Here is a 15586-nt window from a genome sequence, read left to right on the forward strand (position 1 = left end):
ACGGAGTGCCGCCGCGTGCCGGGCGTCCGCCCGGGCGGCCCCGCTACAGGCGTGGGTCCACCGGCTCGGACTCCAGGGCGAGCACCGCGAAGACCGCCTCGTGGACCCGCCACAACGGCTCCCCGGCCGCCAGCCGGTCCAGCGCCTCCAGCCCGAGCGCGTACTCGCGCAGGGCCAGGGAGCGCTTGTGGCCGAGGTGGCGTATGCGCAGCCGGGCGAGGTTCTCCGGGCGGGTGTACTCGGGGCCGTAGACGATGCGCAGGTACTCCCGGCCGCGGCATTTGACGCCGGGCTGTACGAGCCTGCCGTCGGTCCCGCGGACGTACGCCGCGAGCGGCTTGACGACCATGCCCTCGCCGCCCTGCCCGGTCAGCTCCAGCCACCACCGGGTGCCCGCGGCGAGCGAGTCCTCGTCCTCGGTGTCGACGACCAGGCGGCGGGTGGGCGCGATCAGGCCGGCGGACCCGTCCTCGGGGCGGTCGGCCTCCACGAGCCGGTCGATCAGCGCCAGCTGCTCGTCGTGCGGGAGCGCGGCGAGGCTGCGGCCCTGGGCGGCCAGGATCTGGAACGGAGCCAGCCGGATGCCCTCGGTTCCTTCCCCGGCGCCGCCGCCCACCGGCCAGCAGTAGCGCCCGTAGGCCCGGGTGAAGGCGGCGGCGTCCTCGGCGCGCTCGCGCTGGCGGCCGAGCAGGCCGGAGACGTCCACGCCGCGTGCGGCGGCCGACTCCAGGGCCGCGAGGACCTCGGGAAAGGCCGTACGGGAGGCGGCGCCCACGGCCGCGTACTGGTGGCGCAGCAGCCCGGCCGCCTTCAGCGACCAGGGCATCAGCTCGGCGTCCAGCAGCAGCCAGTCCGTGTCGAGGTCCTCCCACAGGCCGGCGGCCGTGACGGCTTCGCCCAGCCGGGTCAGCACGCGCCCGGCCGGGCCGGCGTCGTCGAAGAACGGCCGGCCCGTGCGGGTGTACACCGCGCCCGGCAGGCCCTCGCCGGTGCGGAAGCGCTCGCGCGCCACCTCCGCGTCCCGGCACAGGAGGACCACCGCGCGCGAGCCCATGTGCTTCTCCTGGCAGATCACCTGGCGCACCCCGTCCGCGCGGTACGCGGCGAAGGCCTCCGCCGGGTGCTCCAGATAGCCCTCCTCCTTCGAGGTGGCGCACGGGGCCATGGTCGGCGGGAGGTAGACGAGCTGGTGGGGGTCGACGGCGAAGCGGCTCATGACCTCCAGAGCCGCCGCGGCGTTCTCCTCCTTGACCGCCACCCGGCCCAGGTGCCGGGTCTCCACGACGCGGCGCCCGGTGACGTCGGCGAGGTCGAGCGGGCGGCCGTCGGCCCCACCGGGCGCCTCGGCCGACAGCGGCCTGACGGGCTCGTACCAGACCCGCTCGGCGGGTACGTCCACGAGCTCGCGCTCGGGCCAGCGCAAGGCGGTCAGCCTGCCGCCGAAGACGGCGCCGGTGTCCAGGCAGATGGTGTTGTTGAGCCAGGTCGCGGTCGGGGTGGGGGTGTGGCCGTAGACCACGGCGGCGCGGCCCCGGTAGTCCTCCGCCCAGGGGTAGCGCACGGGCAGGCCGAACTCGTCGGTCTCGCCGGTCGTGTCGCCGTACAGGGCGTGCGAGCGGACCCGGCCGGAGGTGCGGCCGTGGTACTTCTCCGGCAGCCCCGCGTGGCAGACGACCAGGGAGCCGCCGTCGAGGACGTAATGGCTGACGAGGGACGCGATGAACTGCCGCGCCCGCTCGCGGAACTCCGGGTCCCGCTCCGCCTCCCGCTCCAGCTGCTCAACGGTCTCGGCGAGGCCGTGCGCGACGTTGACCTGCCGGCCTTCCAGGAAGCGGCCCAGTTTGTTCTCGTGGTTGCCGGGGACGCACAGGGCGTGCCCGGCGGCGACCATGCCCATGACCAGGCGCAGCACGCCGGGGCTGTCGGGGCCGCGGTCGACGAGGTCGCCGACGAAGACGGCGGTGCGCCCCTCGGGGTGCGCCGCGTCCACCGGGCGGCCCGTCCCGTCGCGGACGAGGGCGTAGCCCAGGGCGGTGAGCAGGCTCTCCAGCTCGGAGCGGCAGCCGTGGATGTCACCGACGATGTCGAAGGGGCCGGTGAGGTGCCGCAGGTCGCTGAAGCGCCGCTCCCGGACCACCTCGGCCGCCGCCACCTGCTCGGCGCCGCGCAGGACGTGCACCCTGCGGAAGCCCTCGCGCTCCAGCTGGCTCAGGGAGCGGCGCAGTTCGCGCTGGTGGCGCTGGATGACGCGGCGGGCGAGCCCGGCCCGGTCGGGACGGGCGGCGTTGCGCGCGGCGCAGACGTCCTCCGGGACGTCGAGGACGATGGCCACGGGCAGCACGTCGTGCTCGCGGGCCAGCCGCACGAGCTGTTTCCTGGGCTCGGACTGCACATTGGTGGCGTCGACGACGGTCAGCCGTCCGGCCGCGAGCCGCTTGCCGACGATGTAGTGCAGGACGTCGAAGGCGTCCTTGCTCGCGCTCTGGTCGTTCTCGTCGTCGCTGACCAGGCCGCGGCAGAAGTCGCTCGAGACGGTCTCCGTGGGCTTGAAGTGACGCGCGGCGAAGGTGGACTTGCCGGAGCCGGTGGCGCCGACGAGGACCACGAGGGACAGATCGGGTACGGCGAGGGGGATGCTCGTCGTGGTCATACGGCCTCCGCCTCCTTCGGAGTCTGGTGCTTGCGGAAGACGGACATCTGGGTCGGCGGCCCCACCTCGGGGTCGTCCGGGCCCACGGGGGCGAACTCCACGTCGTAACCGTGCCGCTCGGCCACCTTCCCCGCCCAGGCGCGGAACTCCTCGCGGGTCCACTCGAAGCGGTGGTCCGCGTGGCGCACCTGCCCGGCGGGCAGGGACTCCCAGCGGACGTTGTACTCCACGTTGGGGGTGGTCACCACGACCGTCGCCGGGCGGGCCGCGCCGAAGACAGCATGCTCGAGCGCGGGCAGCCGGTCCGGGTCGACGTGCTCGACGACCTCGCTGAGCACGGCCGCGTCGTACCCGGCGAGCCGCCGGTCGGTGTAGGCGAGCGAGCCCTGCGTCAGCGTCACCCGGGCGGCCTGCCGCTCCGCCATCCGGTCCAGGCCCAGCCTCCGCGAGGCCTCCTTCAGCGCGCGGACCGACACGTCCACGCCCACGATCTCCGTGAAGCGCACGTCCTTGAGCAGCTCCCCCATCAGCCGGCCCTGACCGCACCCCAGGTCGAGCACGCGCGCCGCTCCGGCCCGCCGCAGCACCCCGAGGACCGCCTCGCACCGCTGGACGGCCAGCGGTACGGACGGCGCGTCCCGCCCCTCTTCGCACGCCGGGGCCTCATTGTCGAGCTCCTCCGCCTCGGTGTCGTCGGCCTCGGCGAGGCGGGCGAGGGCGAGCCGGTCGAGCGCGTCATCGGTCAGGGACCGGCGGCGGGCCAGATAGCGATGGGTGATCAGGCGCTGTTCGGGGTGGTCCTCCAGCCACCCCTCGCCGGAGCGCAGCAGCTTCTCGACCTCGTCCGGCGCCACCCAGTAGTGCTTGCCGTCGTCGAGCACGGGCAGCAGCACATACAGCTGGCGCAGGGCGTCGGCCAGCCGCAGCTCGCCCTCCAGCACCAGCGAGACATAGTGCGAGGCGCCCCACTCGGGGAAGCGCTCGTCGAGCTCCACCGGCCGGGCCGTGACCGTCCAGCCCAGCGGCGCGAAGAGCCGCTCCACCAGAGCCGCGCCGCCCCGCGCCGGCAGGACGGGCACCTCGATGCGCAACGACAGGCTCTGCCCGGGAAGTTCGGGCCGGGCCGTGCACTGCCCCTTCATCGCGCTGGAGAAGACGCTGCCGATGGCCACGGCCAGCAGCGAGGACGCCGCGTAGGGGCGGTCGTTGACGTACTGCGCCAGCGCGGAGTCGGGTGCGCCACCGCGCCCCTTGTCCTTGCCGCGCCGGACCAGCGCCACCGCGTCGACCTCGAGCAGCAGAGCTGCCGTGCAGCGCTCCGCGCTCGCCTCGGGGTAGAGGACGTGCGCGGTGCCATGGGAGGTGGAGAACCGCTGCGCCTTGTCCGGATGCTTGTGCAGCAGGAATCCGAGGTCGGTCGCGGGGCGCCCGGGAGCGCCGGAGGTGCTGATCGTCAGGAACACCCGGCCGATTATCCCGGCGCGACCGGCCCGTTTCCTATGGGTTTTCCACCAGCTCGGCCAGTTCGGCGATCCGCTCCGGCCCGACGCGACAGCAGCCGCCGATGAGCCGGGCCCCCGCGGCCCGCCAGACGCCGACCCGCGCGGGGTCGAACGTGGGCCGCCCCCGCCAGTCCCGTGCCCGCGCATCCCATCCCTCCCCGCTGTTCGGATAGACCACCACCGGCTTGCCCGTCACTTCGGCCGCGATGCGCACGGCCCCGTCCGCGTCGGCCGGCTCGCAGCAGTTGACGCCGACGGCGACGACCTGGTCGTTCCCGGCGGCCACCGCGAAGGCCTCCTCGAGCGGCTGTCCGGCCCGGGTGCTGCCGCCCGCCACGCTGTAGGACAGCCAGACCGGCACCCCGCAGCCGCGCACCGCCGCGAGCAGCGCCCGCGCCTCGTCCACGTCCGGGACGGTCTCCAGCGCGAGCACGTCCGGCCCGGCGGCGGCCAGCGTCTCGATCCGCGGCCGGTGGAACCGCTCCAGCTCCGCCACGCTCAGCCCGTACCGCCCCCGGTACTCGCTGCCGTCCGCGAGCATCGCCCCGTACGGCCCGACGGACGCGGCCACCCAGACCTCCCGTGCCGCCCGCCCGGCCGCCCGCCGCGCCAGCTCCACGCTCCGCCCCAGCAGCGCCGCCGCCTCCCGGCGGCCGATCCCCCGCCGGGCGAAGCCCTCAAAGGTGGCCTGGTAGCTGGAGGTGATGAGCACGCGCGCCCCGGCCCGTACATAGGCCGTGTGCGCCGCCTCGATCTGTTCGGGCGCGTCGGCGAGCAGCCGGGCCGACCACAGCTCGTCGGAGAGGTCACAGCCCTGTGCCACGAGTTGGTTGGACAGCCCGCCGTCCAGGACGAGCGGCCCGCGCGCGAGCGCCTCGGCGAGGGGCGTGATGGAGGGCGTGGTGGCCATCGGGGGATCCTCCGCGGTGTCCTGGTGCGGGCCGGCGGTCGTCTCGACGGCCGTCGGGCCCCATCCTGCCCCCTCACTCCCGCCCTTTCGAACACCCGTCAACCGACGGCACCGGCACCGTCCGGCTCACTCCTGCCGGGTGAAATTCCCCGGCGCCCACGGGCCGGCGCGGCATCCGCCAGTGTCCGGACGCGCCCGGTGGTCGTTGGCTCGGGCGGAGCCGGACCGCCCGGCCCGCGCACCGGTGTCCGCTGCCGGAGGCGACGATCGCAACGCCGCCCTCCCCCACCGGGAGGGCGAGGGCCGAGGAGGCCACCATGACCCAGGAAGCCGTGCCCGACGAGGCAGTGCCCACCCAGGCCGCTTCCCAGCAGCAGAGCGCACCCAAGGGCCTGCTGCAGCAGATGGAGGAGCTGATGGCGGCGCTCAACGCCGATCTGACGCAGCTCGACGCCGACCTTCAGTCGTCGGACCGGCCGTCCACGACCGGCCCCGCCGGCCCGGCCGAGCAGGCCCCGCACCAGGGCGGCGCCGGCACGGACTGACGTACACCCCGCGGGCATCCACGCACCCGCGCTCCGCGCCTTCCTCATGCGGCACCTCCCCGCTCACGCAGGGCGAGCCGTCTGAGCAGTCCGCCTATCCGGTCCGTCGTCTCGTCGGCGGCGTCGATCCCTTCGATGCACTGCCAATAGACGGCATCCTCCTCGCAGGCGCAGGCCACGCCCACCAGGGCTATGCCCACCTCACCCAGGAGCTCGGCGAGGCGCGTCAGCACCGTCCAGGCGTCGCGCACTTCGGTGAGCTGTGCCGCCCGTAAGCCTCCGGCGCGCGACGCCGTCCGGCGCAGCCCGCCGGAGGCCCGGCAGCCCGCCTCGCTCAGACCCCGGGCCGCCACGCGCGCCTCGAAGGGCCCCTGGACCGCGAGATGGCTGCCGACGGCTTCCGCCAGCGCCTGCGCCTGCCATGCCTCGACGACGATGTCCTGAACCGTCCTGGCCTGCGCCAGGGCGTGCCTCGTGGCTTCGATCAGCCGCGCTGCCTCCATGACCGTCCCCCATACTTCCCGTCCGCCCGCTCTCACTACCCAGAGTGATGACTAACCGCCGGAAAAGCCAGGGGAATTCAGAAATCTGTGGATACCAGATGCGGTGTGGATATCCCCATCACTCCGGAGAGTGACCATCACCGTGATCCACTCCCCCGCTGCCCGGCTGCCCCGGTGCCGGAAATCGCCGCTCATTTCGGTCGATCTTCGCCGACAGCGCCGCCAGAGCGTCGATCCCCAGCACGTCGCAGAACTGCAGCAGGTACGCCAGGACGTCCGCGACCTCGTCCTCCACCCGGTGCGCCGTCGCGGGCGTCTCCATCACGCGCGCCGACTGTTCGGGCGTCAGCCACTGGAAGATCTCCACCAGTTCGGACGCCTCGACGCTCAGCGCCGAGGCGAGGTTCTTGGGCGTGTGGAAGGGCTGCCAGTCGCGCGCGGCCGCGAACGCGGCCAGCCGGCGCTGCAGCGCCGGGAGGTCGAGGGGCTGCTCGGGAAGACGGTGCTGGGGGTGTTCGGTCACGTCCCCAGGTCTACCATCGACGCCCCTGGCACCTCTTCCGCCCCTTCCCCCGTCGTACCTCGCACCGTCCCCACCAGTCTGATGTGCCCCCGCTCGCACATCCGCGCCGCCAGCCCCAGCAGTTCCCTTGACTGCCGTGGATCGAGGCACCGGTCGAGGCCGTCCGCCAGGACGGTCAGCACCTGCCGCGCCGGCAGCACCTCGGCGGCCTGGTCCATCGCCAGCACCCCGGGCCCCGTCAGCAGCACCAGACACAGGGCCAGATAGCGCAGCTCCCCGTCCCCGAGCCGCTCCAGGGGCGTCGTCGCACCGGACTGCCGCGCCAGCACCGCCCGTACGAAGCCGCCGTCCAGCCCCTGCACCGCCACCCCCTCGACCGCTCCCCGGCACCCGGCGCCGGCCGCCGTGACCAGGGCCGCGTGCCGGGTGACGCATTCGTGGCGCGTACGGCCCAGCACCGCGGCAACGTTGTCGCACGCGCCGCGCAGCAGCCCGTCGCGTGCGGCGACCGGGGCGCGCATCAGCTCGGGCCGCGGGTCGCAGGGGAAGACCGAACGCAGGGCGACCACCACCTGCTCGGCCGCGTCGAGGACCATCCGCTGCCCGGCGGTCTTGCCCGCGACCCGCAGCGGCAGCAGTGCCGTGCCCAGCCGGTCGTCGGGCAGCGGGGCCCGGGTGACGGGCACCGAGCCCGCCGTGTGCCAGGCCGCCTCCACCCTCGGCAGCCCCGGGTCGCGCAGGGCGGTGGACAGCAGCGTCCGCCCGGAACCGGTCAGCCGTTCACCGACGACCCGCAGTTCGGGCTCCGCCTGCACGGCCACGTCCAGCCGGACCGGCCCCGCCGGCCCCTCCACCGTGCAGCCGATGCGGAAGCCGCGCCGCCCCTGCTCGTCGGGCCGGGCGCCCTGCGGTACGCACGCGCCGGCGCCGCCTGCCACGGGGGCGAGCGCCTCGTCGAGGGTGTCGCCTCCCGCGAGCCGCGCGAGGGCCTCGTAGGCCTGGAGGGCGCTGGACTTGCCGCTGCCGCTCGGCCCCCGGAACAGGGTCAGCGGGCCGAGCGGATAGACGGCGTTGCGGTGCGATTTGAAGGCGGAAAGCCGCAGTTCGGTGACGGCCGGGCGCTGAAGCTGGGTGGCTGCGTCCATGCCGGGACCGTATGCGGCGGCGCCTCAGCCAAACCGTTTCAGCTGATCATTCTTCCTACGATCGGGGTACGCCGAGGCCACCTCCGTCCCTTCGGGCGCGAGCAGAAAGACATTCGTGTCGACCCGGTGCATACCGCTGCCCAGCCCGAAGACGACGCCGCTGGAGAAGTCCAGGATCCGCCTGGCGACGTCGGAGTCGGCGCTCGTGAGATCCAGCAGCACCGGGATCCGGGCGATCAGATACTCGGCGACCTCGCGCGCGTCCGCGAAGACCTGTACGCGGAGCACGACGAGCCGCCGCTGGTTCTGCTCGGGCTCCTCCTCGGGCAGCGCCCGGTGGTCGGGCCAGGACGGCCATGTCTGATGTCCGCGCAACGGGACGACCTCGGCCAGTCCCTGCCACTGCTCGTCGGTGGCCTCGGACCTGTTCACCGGATCACACCCTTCCGGGGAACGTGCTGGCTATGTACATCCCGCGATTTTAGGGGGAAACACCCCCGTTAGGCCCAATGACACGCGCCGCTCCCCGACGGGGGACACGCTCGAAGGAGAGAGCGAGCCTCACGACGTCGCGGTGGCCGGGGGCCGGTGCTGGACCGTGTCGGCGAAGGCGTGCACCGCACGGGTCCGCAGGGCCCGGTGCAGTCGCAGCAGGTGCCGGATCTCGCGATGCACGGTGGACTCGCTGGCGTGCACCTCCGGCAGCAGGTCCTTGTCGAGCTCGTGGTGGAGCTTGGTCGCCCCGGCCAGCGCGTCGCGCCGGGTGGCCTCGATCCAGCACGCCGCGGCGAGCAGCCGTTCGCGTTCGCGGTGGCCGGCCTCGGCGGCCTTGCTCGACGCTTCCTCCAGGAGCCGCGGCGAGGCCCAGCCGTCGTGCAGGAACGTGATGCTGTCGCGAATGTCGATGACGCGCTGGTGGAGCTGCTCCCAGGCGTTGCTGAACGTCAGCACGTCCGCGATCCGCGACCGCGGGGTGATCACCACCAGCTCGGGGGTCGCCTGGCGCAGCAGCATCCACAGTCCGTACAGACGCTGCCTGCGGTACCAGTACAGGGCCGCCTTGCGCAGTGGCTCGAGCGCGGCCAGCGAGCATCCGAGGGCGACGAGGACGAAGCGGGTGAAGGAGCACCAGAAGCCGACCAGGGCGAGCGTGGGCGGCGCCTCGGTGAACCACCGCACGGCACGGATGACCAGGTAGGGCAGCTCGGCGGTGGTGCCGACGGCGAGCGCCAGCATGCTCAGGCGCAGTACGGGGCTGCGCATGGTGATGCCGTGGCGCCAGAAGAGGGCGCCCGCCCCCACCGCCGTGACCAGTCCGAAGGTGATCCAGGCGACGGCGTAGCCGGCCCACCAGCCGCGGGCCTGGGCCCCGAAGCGGTCGGAGGCGGGCGTGACGACGAAGAAGGCCAGGGCGAGGGCGGCCATGGTGGCGGCGCTCACCGCGGGGGCGCGGCGCAGCCAGAGGGGGGTGGCATGGCCCGCCCGGTGCAGGGCGACCGCGAACCACCAGACCGCGGCGAAGTCGGTGAGCGCGACCAGGGCGACGGCGAGTTCGCCCGCCTTGGCCACGCCGGTGGTGCTGTCGAACCAGCGCCCCACCGGGGCCTGGATCATCAGTGAACCGGTCGCCAGGACCAACAGCACGACCCAGACGGGTCGTTGGGGTGCACGCCAGAGAGCGGAGATCCGCAGGACCAGAACGGTCCATACGATGAAGAGGATGACCCCGCGCAGGGTCTCGACCCAGGACGGCACATTATGCAAAGCCGGCTCCGAGCAGCTGTTCGGCGCGGCGCTCCACGGCGCTGACGCTCTTCGGCCGCAGTTGGCCCGCCTTCTTGAGGACCATGGTGGAGAACGTCTCGGCGAGCTCCTCCTCGGCGTTGCTGCACGGCTTGCCGCTCGCGGGCTGCTCGCCCCCGCCGGCCGCAGCCGCCGCGCCGGACTCGCCCAGCAGTTCCTCGGGCGGTTTCCCGTGGCCGGCCAGCATGTGGCATATCTCGTGCAGGACGATGTGGTCGCGGTAGTAACCGGTGGCGGACGAGCGGTAGATGATGCGATCGCCGGACCCGTCGTCGAACCACAGCCCGAAGGGCATGGCCGGCAGGTCCATCGGGTGCAGCGTCAGGGGGCGGCCCCGCAACTGCGCCAAGGAGCGGCACAACACTTCGACGTCCCACGGGCGGGGAAGGTCGGGGAGTCTCATGACGAGCTCTTCGGCTTCGGCCCGCACATGCTTACCAGTCATGGGCTTACCTCTTCCTTGCGTAGGCGGGCATCGCCGACTCATCACTCTCCGATGGGGTAGTACGACCTGTTCCGGCTCTCGCGGAATCATCTCCCGACGCGCCGTACCCCACCTGGTGACTCCCCCAAGTCCCCCGCCTGTCCGATCAGCTGTTCAACTGTACATCGCAGTGGACACATGGGGAACGATCTGATAGCCGTGGGCCGATTCCTGCTGGTTTCATGCCTGTACGCCGCGCGCGGTGCACCGCCGGGCCTGCCGACACCTCGACGACACTTGGAGCTACGTCCGTGGACGATTCCCGCTCGGCCATACGCGCCGCCCGCTTATTCGACGGAGTCACCGCGCACGACGGCCCGGTCATGGTCCTGGTCGACGGTGGGCGGATCACCGACGTCGATCTCACCGGCGCCAACCCGCCGGAGGGCGTGGCCGTGACGGACCTGGGGGACGTCACGTTGCTGCCGGGACTGGTGGACGCGCACAGTCATCTGGTCTTCGATCCGAACGGGCCCACCGAGCAGCAGATGGTCCACGACGACGACGTCACCGTGCTGGCCCGGATGCGGGAGCACGCCGCGCGCGCCCTGCGGGCCGGGATCACCACCGTGCGTGACCTCGGCGACCGCGGGTACCTCGCGCTGCGGCTGCGCGAGGAGTACGCGAACGGGGCGCTGGGGCCGCAGATCATCGCGGCCGGGCCGCCCATCACGCGCGGCGGCGGGCACTGCTGGTACCTCGGCGGTGAGGCCGACGACACCGAGCAGGCGGTGGCGGCCGTCGAAGCCCGCGCCCGCAGGGGGACGGACCTCATCAAGATCATGGCGACCGGGGGGATGTCCACCAGGGGGTCGGACCCGGGAGGGGCGCAGTACGGCCTGTCGGAGCTGCGGGCGGTCACGCGGACCGCGCACGGACTGGGCCTGCCGGTCACCGCGCACGCGCACGCGGCCTCGGGCATAGCCGATGCCGTGGCGGCCGGTGTCGACGGCATCGAGCACTGCACGTTCATGACGCCGTCGGGGGTGCGGATGGATCCCGCGACGGTCGACGCCATGGCCGCGGCGGGCACGTTCGTCGGCTGCACGGTCGTCAAGCCCCGCGAGGGCATGCCCGACGAGGTGCTGCGGACCATCGAGCCGTACTGGGAGAACCAGGCCTCCATGCACCGCCGCGGCGTGCGCGTCGTCTGTTGCACCGACGCCGGCATCAACCCGCACAAGCCGCACGACGTGCTCCCCGGCGATCTGGTCTATTTCGCCTCGCAGGTCGCCACCAACACCGAGGCGCTGGTCTCGGTCACCTCCCTGGCCGCCGAGTCCTGCGGCCTGGCCGGCCGCAAGGGGCGCGTCGCCGCCGGGTACGACGCCGATCTGCTGGCCGTGGCCGGTGATCCCGTCCGTGACATCGGCGCGATCCGTGCGGTCCGGGCGGTCTACCGCGCCGGGCTGCCGGCGTTCCGGGAGCCATGACGGCCGGCTGATGCGGGGCGGCGAAACCTTCCCGCGTCAGCCAGGATGAACAGGCCAATACCCATCGAACGAGTTTCAGTTGCGCCCGATATCTGGCAAAGTGTGGGTGGCCCCACAGTCGTCGGAGGTCAACCGGCGCATTCACTGGTGCCATGCAAAAGGGGGGCAGCAGCCCATGAACGGCGAGAGGGACGGACAGGCCCGGCGCAAGCTGACGGTGGCGGAGAAGCTCGACCACCTGATCACATTGCGCGCCGAGTTGAGCGAGGACGGCAAACCGTCCTACAAAGCGCTCGCTGCGGCTATCGCGGCCCAGTCGGGGGAGACGTTCTCCGGCCCGTATCTGTGGCAGCTGCACCGCGGTGAACGCACGAATCCCACCCTGCGTCATCTGGTGGCGATGGCACGGTATTTCGAGGTGCCCGTCTCCTATTTCACCGACGACGACGTCGCGCGGAGAATGATCGACGAGGAACTCCTGGCCAGTCGTGAGCTGGACCGGTCCATGGCCGAGGCGGGGGTGAGCGCGCTGTTTCTCCGCGGCAATCTCGCGGCCCTGTCCCCGGAAGGCAAGCGCATGGCCGCGGACATGATCCGGCAGCTGCGTGACCTGGAGCAGTGCGCGAAGGAGTCTCCGTCCCCTCCACCCACCTGAGCCCGGGGCGGTGGCATGATGCGACACGGGTACGAGGTGGTGTGCCCTCCTGTCCGGACGAGCCACGGGGAGCGGGCCGAGATGCACTGGAGGCGTCTGCGTCGGCAATGCCGCAAGGTGATCAGCGGCATCCCTCTGCCGGAACCTTTCTCCGCCCAGGAGCTCTGCGCCCGCCTGTCGGCCGAACGGGCCCGTCCCCTGCATCTGTTGCCGCTTCCGACGCCGACGGTCCCGGGCACGCCGTCGGGCATGTGGCTGGTCACCGAACGCGGTGACTATGTCTTCTACGACGCGCAGACCAGCCCCCTGCACCAGGAGCACATCATCATGCACGAGATCGGCCACATGGTGTGCGACCACCGCTCGCAGGGTGACGAGCAACGGCTGTTCCGGCACCTCGACATCACCGACCCGCGGTCGATCCGGCAGGTGCTGCCCCGGCTGCGCTACTCCGACGAGCAGGAACAGGAAGCGGAGATGATCGCCACCCTCATCCTGGAGGCGGCCGGCCGGCTGCCCGCACCGAGCCGGCTCTCGGGGATGCTGGGCGGACTGGAGTCCGCCATGGGGCTGCGCGGCCTGCGCACCACGGGAGCGTCATGCTCGCGTGGTTAGAGACCACGGGCATCGCCGCCCTGTGGGTCGTGGCGATCGCCCGTGCTCCGCAGGGCCTGCGCGACCGGTCCCAACGGCCCCTGTGGCTGGCCATCGTCATGATCGCGCTCGCGATGTCGATCCACCTGGAACCGGTCACCGCCGCACTGGGACACCTGGTGCCTGACGAGCACTGGATCGATCTGACCAAACATTTGTTCAGCATCATCGACGCGGCCGCAGTGCTGTGGTTCATCTTCGGCGCCGCGGACCGGCACCGCCATACGGCCCTGGTGTTCTGCACCGCCGCCACCGTCATGTCCGCTCTGGTGCTCCTGGATCTGGGGGCGCCCGGGCACGCCCGCAACCAGATCACCGGATCGGCGGCGACGCCGGGCGTGCCCCTCGCGTACTGGTGGCTCTTCTTCGTCTTCCATCTGGTGGCGGACACGACCTGCGGAGTGGTGTGCTGGCGCTACGGCCGGCAGGACACCCCGCGGCTCCTGCGCCTGGGGCTGCGGCTGTTCGGCACCGGCACCCTGCTGGCGTCCCTGCTGTGGGTGCTCAAGCTCGTCTATCTGCACACGCGGTCGACGGCCGTCTGCCTCTGGTTCTCCCCCGTCACCGGCGTGGAGGCCTGGTTCATGGCGATCGGCGCCGCGCTGCCGGTGGTGATCCAGCTGCGCGCCCACCGCCGCTACCGGCGCACCTACCGGCGGCTCGCCCCCTTGTGGCACGACCTGACCGCCGCCAGCCCCGATGTCGTCCTCACGCCGGACAACCGCCTGTGGGAGGCGGCGATGCCCCTCCAACTACGGCTGTACCGGCGCGTCATCGAGATCAGGGACGCGATGATCGTGCTGCGCAACTACGTCACCCCGGCCGCGCTCGAGGCCGTGCACCGGCACGTCGCCGAGCAGACCGTCCCCGAGCATCTGGTCAACGCCCACGTCACGGCCTGCTGGCTCACCGCCGCCCTGGACGCCCGGCGCAACGGACGGCCCCCGCACTCCCAGACGGTCAACCTCGCCGGCCCCGCGGCGAACGACCTCACGGACGAGATCGAGCATCTGCTGCGGGTCGCCGACGCCTACCGGTCGCCCTCCCTGCGGACGTACAAGGCGGCGCTGTCCGCCGCGGCCCCCTAGCGACGACGCCCGGGCGGCCGCGGCGCGCGGTGCTCAGATGGCCGGCCGGAAGAAGAACGTCTTACGGCGCAGGATCTTCCCGTCCCGGAGCACATAGGTGTCGGCGAACGCCTCGTCGAGGGCGACGCCGTCCCTGCTGCTGCCCAGGAAGCGGCCCCAGCAGGCCACCGCCCCGGTGCCGCCCGCCACATGGTCCACGTGGTGGCGGCCGGCCGCGATGATGCGCTCGTGCTCGTAGAACCGGCGGATGCGCTCCAGGCCCTCCAACGGCTCGTACCCGGGCCGCTCGTAGACGGCGTCCTGGTCGAACACCGAGGCGAGGTCGTCCCAGTGGCGGTTGTCGATGACGTGGAAGAGGTCGCCGACCAGGACGTCGGCTGAGCGCTCGGCGGGCGGTGTGGTCATGATGTCCCCCTGGTGTTCTTCTCGTGTGCCGCGGATGCGGGCGCCGACGTCAGCCGACGTCGGCCAGGACCTTCTCGAAGGCGACGGACAGCCGGTCCACGGCTTCCCGTCGTTGCGCGTCGTCGAGCGAGGCGTAGGACAGCCGCAGCAGGTGCGACCCGTCCCGCTCGACGCAGAAGTGGGCGCCGGGGACGAACGTCACGTGCTCGGCCAGCGCCTTGGCGTACAGCGCCTGCGCGGTGACGCGGTCGTCGTCCACCGTGCACCACAGGAACAGGCCGCCGCGCGGCTCGCCGAAGGAGAGCCGGGGCAGGCGCTCGCGCAGCAGGGCCGCCAGCGCCTGGGCCTTGTCGCGGTACAGACCGCGCAGCCGCTCGGTGTGCCGGGGCAGGAACTCCGCGTCGGCCAGCAGGTCGGCGAGCACGTACTGGCCGAGGGTGTTGGTCTGCAGGTCGCCGCACTGCTTGGCGGCGACCAGCTCGGGGATCAGCGCGGCGGGGGCGACGAGCCCGGCCACGCGCAGGCCCGGGCAGAGCGTCTTGGACAGGCTCATCAGCCGGATCACGCGGTCGCTGTGCACGTCCACGGAGGGCAGGCGCTCGCCGGTGAACGTCAGGGCGGCGTACGGGTCGTCCTCCACGATCAGGAAGCCGTAGCGGTCGGCGAGCGCGGCCAGGTGCACGCGGCGCTCCGCGCTGAGGACCGCGCCGGTGGGGTTGTGGAAGTTCGGCACGACGTAGACGAGCTTGCACCGGGCGCCGGCCGCGAGCCGCTCCTCCAGGAGGTCGGTCCGTATCCCGTCGTTGTCGCCGGGAACGGCCAGCAGGTGGGCTCCGGCGCGCTGGAAGACCTGGACGGCGCCCAGGTAGCTGGGGTCGTCCAGCGCCACCGTGTCGCCCTCGTCCAGCAGCGCCTGGGCCACCAGGTCCAGCCCCTGCTGGCTGCCGCTGGTGACCATGACCCGGGACGCGGGCACGGTGGCGCCCGTGGCGCTCGCCTGGCGGGCCAGCGCCTCGCGCATCGCCGGCAGGCCCTCGGTCGGCCCGTACTGCAGGGCGCCGGTTCCGGAACGGGCCATGACCTGGCCCATCACCTCGGTGATCCGGTCCACCGGGAAGCTCTCGGCCGCCGGAATGCCTCCGGCCAGGGACAGCATGCCCGGCATGGCCGCCGCGGCCAGGATGTCGCGGAGGGCGTCGGAGCGGACCCGGTGGGTGCGCCGGGCCAGCAGCGGCCCGAGCTCCTCCCCACCGAACGGAATACGGGTGTGCGTCACGAGGACTCCT

16 protein-coding genes are annotated in these 15586 nt (G+C 72.6%); 5 read left to right on the forward strand and 11 right to left on the reverse strand.

Going from position 1 to position 15586, the window contains the following annotated elements; all coding sequences use genetic code 11:
- Positions 1 to 43: 43 nt before the first annotated feature.
- Genes ACIGXW_RS18200 through mmuM form a run of 3 tightly spaced genes read right to left on the reverse strand, consistent with a single transcriptional unit; the run spans position 44 to position 5062 of the window.
- Positions 44 to 2650: a polynucleotide kinase-phosphatase gene (locus ACIGXW_RS18200; RefSeq protein ID WP_399573909.1), complete on the reverse strand. Its 2607-nt coding sequence runs from the start codon at positions 2648 to 2650 to the stop codon at positions 44 to 46.
- Positions 2647 to 4113, reverse strand: coding sequence for a 3' terminal RNA ribose 2'-O-methyltransferase Hen1 (locus ACIGXW_RS18205; protein WP_399573910.1), 1467 nt, complete (start codon positions 4111 to 4113; stop codon positions 2647 to 2649). The genes ACIGXW_RS18200 and ACIGXW_RS18205 overlap by 4 nt, the downstream gene beginning before the upstream one ends.
- Before the next feature lie 34 nt (positions 4114 to 4147).
- Positions 4148 to 5062 (reverse strand): homocysteine S-methyltransferase, encoded by a 915-nt coding sequence (gene mmuM, locus ACIGXW_RS18210; protein WP_399573911.1) that lies wholly within the window; start codon positions 5060 to 5062, stop codon positions 4148 to 4150.
- Between the two features lie 317 nt (positions 5063 to 5379).
- On the opposite strand from mmuM, the gene ACIGXW_RS18215 reads away from it, so the two are divergent.
- Positions 5380 to 5607, forward strand: coding sequence for a hypothetical protein (locus ACIGXW_RS18215; protein WP_399573912.1), 228 nt, complete (start codon positions 5380 to 5382; stop codon positions 5605 to 5607).
- A gap of 44 nt (positions 5608 to 5651) precedes the next feature.
- Here ACIGXW_RS18215 and ACIGXW_RS18220 read toward each other — a convergent pair whose 3' ends face one another.
- The 6 genes from ACIGXW_RS18220 to ACIGXW_RS18245 form a co-directional block, all read right to left on the reverse strand.
- Entirely contained in the window at positions 5652 to 6110 is a 459-nt protein-coding gene (locus tag ACIGXW_RS18220) for a DUF6099 family protein (RefSeq protein WP_071963398.1), read from the reverse strand.
- 118 nt (positions 6111 to 6228) lie between these two features.
- Entirely contained in the window at positions 6229 to 6633 is a 405-nt protein-coding gene (locus ACIGXW_RS18225; RefSeq protein ID WP_399573913.1) for a nucleotide pyrophosphohydrolase, read from the reverse strand.
- On the reverse strand, positions 6630 to 7778 hold the full coding sequence (locus tag ACIGXW_RS18230; RefSeq protein WP_399573914.1) for an AAA family ATPase: 1149 nt from the start codon (positions 7776 to 7778) through the stop codon (positions 6630 to 6632). The genes ACIGXW_RS18225 and ACIGXW_RS18230 overlap by 4 nt, the downstream gene beginning before the upstream one ends.
- 24 nt (positions 7779 to 7802) lie before the next feature.
- Positions 7803 to 8210 (reverse strand): cell division protein SepF, encoded by a 408-nt coding sequence (locus ACIGXW_RS18235; protein WP_399573915.1) that lies wholly within the window; start codon positions 8208 to 8210, stop codon positions 7803 to 7805.
- Between the two features lie 129 nt (positions 8211 to 8339).
- The gene (locus ACIGXW_RS18240; protein ID WP_399574060.1) at positions 8340 to 9533 is read right to left on the reverse strand and encodes a DUF6545 domain-containing protein; all 1194 of its coding nucleotides are present in this window, start codon (positions 9531 to 9533) and stop codon (positions 8340 to 8342) included.
- Position 9534: 1 nt separating this feature from the next.
- On the reverse strand, positions 9535 to 10026 hold the full coding sequence (locus ACIGXW_RS18245; RefSeq protein WP_399573917.1) for a hypothetical protein: 492 nt from the start codon (positions 10024 to 10026) through the stop codon (positions 9535 to 9537).
- Positions 10027 to 10316: 290 nt separating this feature from the next.
- Between ACIGXW_RS18245 and ACIGXW_RS18250 the strand changes: the two genes are divergently transcribed.
- From ACIGXW_RS18250 to ACIGXW_RS18265, 4 genes are all read left to right on the forward strand, one after another.
- Positions 10317 to 11498 (forward strand): amidohydrolase family protein, encoded by a 1182-nt coding sequence (locus tag ACIGXW_RS18250; RefSeq protein ID WP_399573918.1) that lies wholly within the window; start codon positions 10317 to 10319, stop codon positions 11496 to 11498.
- Positions 11499 to 11673: 175 nt separating this feature from the next.
- Entirely contained in the window at positions 11674 to 12153 is a 480-nt protein-coding gene (locus tag ACIGXW_RS18255) for a hypothetical protein (RefSeq protein WP_071963402.1), read from the forward strand.
- An 81-nt stretch (positions 12154 to 12234) separates the two neighbouring features.
- Positions 12235 to 12768, forward strand: a complete 534-nt coding sequence (locus ACIGXW_RS18260) for an ImmA/IrrE family metallo-endopeptidase (protein ID WP_071963403.1) — start codon at positions 12235 to 12237, stop codon at positions 12766 to 12768.
- Complete coding sequence (locus ACIGXW_RS18265) at positions 12753 to 13895, forward strand: MAB_1171c family putative transporter (RefSeq protein ID WP_399573919.1); 1143 nt, start codon at positions 12753 to 12755, stop codon at positions 13893 to 13895. The genes ACIGXW_RS18260 and ACIGXW_RS18265 overlap by 16 nt, the downstream gene beginning before the upstream one ends.
- A 33-nt stretch (positions 13896 to 13928) precedes the next feature.
- Here ACIGXW_RS18265 and ACIGXW_RS18270 read toward each other — a convergent pair whose 3' ends face one another.
- On the reverse strand, positions 13929 to 14300 hold the full coding sequence (locus ACIGXW_RS18270) for a nuclear transport factor 2 family protein (protein ID WP_360910608.1): 372 nt from the start codon (positions 14298 to 14300) through the stop codon (positions 13929 to 13931).
- 49 nt (positions 14301 to 14349) lie between these two features.
- Positions 14350 to 15576 (reverse strand): PLP-dependent aminotransferase family protein, encoded by a 1227-nt coding sequence (locus ACIGXW_RS18275; protein ID WP_399573920.1) that lies wholly within the window; start codon positions 15574 to 15576, stop codon positions 14350 to 14352.
- Positions 15577 to 15586 lie beyond the last annotated feature (10 nt).

This window comes from Streptomyces sp. NPDC053079 (genome assembly GCF_044546695.1).
Lineage (GTDB): Bacteria > Actinomycetota > Actinomycetes > Streptomycetales > Streptomycetaceae > Streptomyces.

Bases quoted from the DNA above. Each gene is read 5' to 3' on its own strand.
- ACIGXW_RS18245 (WP_399573917.1), bottom strand. From the start codon at position 10,026: ATGACTGGTAAGCATGTGCGGGCCGAAGCCGAAGAGCTCGTCATGAGA.
- mmuM (WP_399573911.1), bottom strand. From the start codon at position 5,062: ATGGCCACCACGCCCTCCATCACGCCCCTCGCCGAGGCGCTCGCGCGC.
- ACIGXW_RS18265 (WP_399573919.1), top strand. From the start codon at position 12,753: ATGCTCGCGTGGTTAGAGACCACGGGCATCGCCGCCCTGTGGGTCGTG.
- ACIGXW_RS18260 (WP_071963403.1), top strand. From the start codon at position 12,235: ATGCACTGGAGGCGTCTGCGTCGGCAATGCCGCAAGGTGATCAGCGGC.
- ACIGXW_RS18215 (WP_399573912.1), top strand. From the start codon at position 5,380: ATGACCCAGGAAGCCGTGCCCGACGAGGCAGTGCCCACCCAGGCCGCT.
- ACIGXW_RS18200 (WP_399573909.1), bottom strand. From the start codon at position 2,650: ATGACCACGACGAGCATCCCCCTCGCCGTACCCGATCTGTCCCTCGTG.
- ACIGXW_RS18230 (WP_399573914.1), bottom strand. From the start codon at position 7,778: ATGGACGCAGCCACCCAGCTTCAGCGCCCGGCCGTCACCGAACTGCGG.
- ACIGXW_RS18255 (WP_071963402.1), top strand. From the start codon at position 11,674: ATGAACGGCGAGAGGGACGGACAGGCCCGGCGCAAGCTGACGGTGGCG.
- ACIGXW_RS18270 (WP_360910608.1), bottom strand. From the start codon at position 14,300: ATGACCACACCGCCCGCCGAGCGCTCAGCCGACGTCCTGGTCGGCGAC.
- ACIGXW_RS18220 (WP_071963398.1), bottom strand. From the start codon at position 6,110: ATGGAGGCAGCGCGGCTGATCGAAGCCACGAGGCACGCCCTGGCGCAG.